This is a genomic window from Arthrobacter sp. SPT-J7 (genome assembly GCF_059089965.1).
Genome location: NZ_JBNHFF010000323.1, coordinates 1 through 2727 on the forward strand (window position 1 = coordinate 1; position 2727 = coordinate 2727).

Consider the following 2727-nt stretch of genomic DNA (forward strand, 5'->3'; position numbering starts at 1 on the left):
GGAGCACTGCTTCAGCCTGGCCGGCCGCGGCGCCGGTGCCCACGAGGATCCCCAGCGGGCGCCTGCCAAGTTCCCTCGTGACTTCGCTGACGACTTCGCCGATGCGGGCCGCGTCATCAATCGTGGAGTAGCTCAGGCAGCGGCTGGCGCCCTCCACCGGACTGGCCACGGGTGCTGATCCGGTGGCGATAACCAGCTGGTCGTAGCTGAATTCCATCCCGTCCGCGGTGGCGACAGTCCGGTTGTCCGCGTCGATGTGGCTGGCCGGCTGGCCGAAGCGGACGGAGACCTGGGGGAGCAGCGCCAGCTCCAGCAGTTCCTCCGGGGTGTCGTCCCGGTTGCTCAGCACGGTGATAGTGCCGGTGAACCTGGCGCGGTCGAGCTGGCTGACGAGAGCCTGGGCGGCAGGGCCCGCTCCCGCGATGACGATGCGGGTTGCGGGAGCGGTGGAGGTGGAGGGTGCCGGAGCGGACATGTGCTGGCCCTTTCGCTGGCGGCCGGGTAACCGGCCGGAACTTCGTGATGGAACCCAGCGTAGGCCCGCGCTTTTTCCGGGGTGTTTCCCCGCAGTTGCCGTTTCGCGGCCCAATGTTCGCCAGTGTTTACCGCCCGGCAACAGAACCTGTGACGTGCTTCTCATCCCACCGGCAACCGACACATTTGCCCCCACCGCGCTGCTGAAGGCAGTACAGCTAGACGCGGATGCGGTAGCCCCGCTTGACCACCGTCTCCACCAGCCGTCCGTCCGGCAGCGAGGATCTGAGCCGGCTGACGGTCATGTCCAGGGCATGCACCGATCCGCGCAGTTCCAGCAGTTCGGACAGGGATTCGCGTGACAGGACCGCGCCTCCGGCTCCCAGCAGTGCACGGAGTAGCAACAACGGGGCGGGGGCAAGTTCTACGGGCTGGCCGTTAATGCGCAGGCTGCGTCCGCGCAGTTCGATGTTGCCGGACCTTGTATCCAGCCGCCGGACATGGTTCAGGGCAAGGTGCTCACACACCAGCCGGATGAGCGCGCCCATCCGGAACCGTTCCGGAACCAGGGGCGTCACCCCGGCGTCGAGCAGGGGCTGCGCCGTGACCGGACCCACCACGGCGGTAGTGACGTTGGTCTTCAGGCTTTCAATCAGCTGTTTGTACACGCCCATCTCGTGGGCGGTGCTCCACATGGCGTCGACGGCGGGGGCGCTGGTGAACGTCAGGACGTCCAGGTTGCCGCTGCAGGCGGCCTCGATGAGCCGGGGGAGCCTGTCCTCGCCGTCGGGCTTAACCCAGCGGTAGGGCGTGACCGTCAGGACCGTGGCGCCGGACATGCGCAGGCGCTCCAGCTGCCGGACGTCGGTGTAGCCGTGCAGCTGCACGGCCACGGTCTTGCCCCGGACGCCCTCGGTAAGCAGCATATCGACCAGTGTCGCAGTGGTTTCGTCGCTACTGATTCCGACGTCGGCAAGGCCCGCCGCGCGCACGGCGCCGCGGGCCTTGGGGCCCCGTACGAACATCCGGCAGGCCCCCAGGGTTTCCAGGAGCTCATCGCCGATCCCAAAGGAATCCGCGGCCTCGCACCACCGGCGCATACCGTAGGCGGTGGTGGCGATGCAGAGGTCCGGCTTGGCCGCGATGATGGCCCTGGTGTCCTCGATGAGGCGCATGTCCTCCTGCACAGGGGCGATCTTCAACGCTGGCGCGTGCAACACCTCCGCGCCACGGCGTTCCAAGGCCTCGATCAGGTCCTGGGAGCGCCGGTGCGAGGTGACACCGATGCGGAAACCCTCCAGCGGAGCCTCTGGCGCGTCGGGCGCTTCTTCAACCTGCGGGGTTTCGGCCGGTGCAAGTGCAGTCATGGAGGTCAATCCTTTCACGAGCCCAGCAGCGAGGCCGCCAGCCTGTCCAGGTCGGCGGCGGCCTCAGCATGCCCACGGTTGGCTTCCGCCACCCGAACCACCTCGCCGATGACCAGCACAGCCGGATTGCTGCAGCCGGCGGCTGCGGTGGTGATGGTGCCAAGGTCCGCGATGGTGGTGCGCTGCCCGGGGCGGTAACCGCGTTCAACAACGGCCATGGGCATATCGGCGCGCATCCCGGCCCTGCGGAGTCCGGCCGCGAGCTGGTGGAGGGTGCCGATGCCCATCAGGACAACGATGGTCCCGCCCAGGCCGGCCAGGTGGTTGTGCTCCTTTTCGGTCAGCGGGGCGTGCCCGGAGACCACAGTGAACATGTGGCTGACTTCCCGGTGCGTGACCGGGATTCCGGCGGCCGCGGGAACGGAGATGGCACTCGTAACGCCGGAGATAACGCGTACGGGCACCCCGGCAGCGACGCACGAGGCAACTTCCTCCCCGCCGCGGCCAAAGACGTAGGGGTCGCCGCCCTTGAGCCGGACCACGTTGTTGCCGGCTAGGGCACTTTCCACCATCAGCTTTTCGATGTCGGCCTGGCTGACCTTATGGTGCCCGGGCTTCTTGCCCACATCCACCAGTTCTGCGGAGGTCAGGGACGCCAGTTCCTGGCACGGAGCGAGCCTGTCATACAAGACAACGTCGGCATCACGGAGCGCGGTGACCGCACCAACGGTGAGCAGTTCGGCTGTTCCGGGGCCGCCACCGACGAGGGTCACGTGGCCAACGGGTCCCGCCGCCGGCTCGGCGGCAACCGGAATCCCGGTTTCCCGGCACCTGCCCAGCAGGGCCTCCCAGCCCGGCTGGCCGTCGTCGACCGCGGCAACCAGGA

3 protein-coding genes are annotated in these 2727 nt (G+C 68.1%); all 3 read right to left on the reverse strand.

Going from position 1 to position 2727, the window contains the following annotated elements:
- Positions 1-475, reverse strand: a 475-nt coding sequence (locus tag AC5RWX_RS32070) for an FAD-dependent oxidoreductase (protein ID WP_494100219.1), incomplete at its 3' end; no start/stop codon positions are given.
- A 217-nt stretch (positions 476-692) separates the two neighbouring features.
- A complete protein-coding gene (locus AC5RWX_RS32075; protein WP_458779131.1) occupies positions 693-1841 on the reverse strand; it encodes a uroporphyrinogen-III synthase in 1149 nt (382 codons plus the stop codon).
- A 14-nt stretch (positions 1842-1855) separates the two neighbouring features.
- A complete protein-coding gene (gene cobA / locus AC5RWX_RS32080) occupies positions 1856-2725 on the reverse strand; it encodes a uroporphyrinogen-III C-methyltransferase (RefSeq protein ID WP_494100220.1) in 870 nt (289 codons plus the stop codon).
- Between the last annotated feature and the right edge of the window lie 2 nt (positions 2726-2727).

Coding starts and splice junctions, on each gene's coding strand:
- AC5RWX_RS32075 (WP_458779131.1), bottom strand. CDS start 1,841: ATGACTGCACTTGCACCGGCCGAAACCCCGCAGGTTGAAGAAGCGCCC.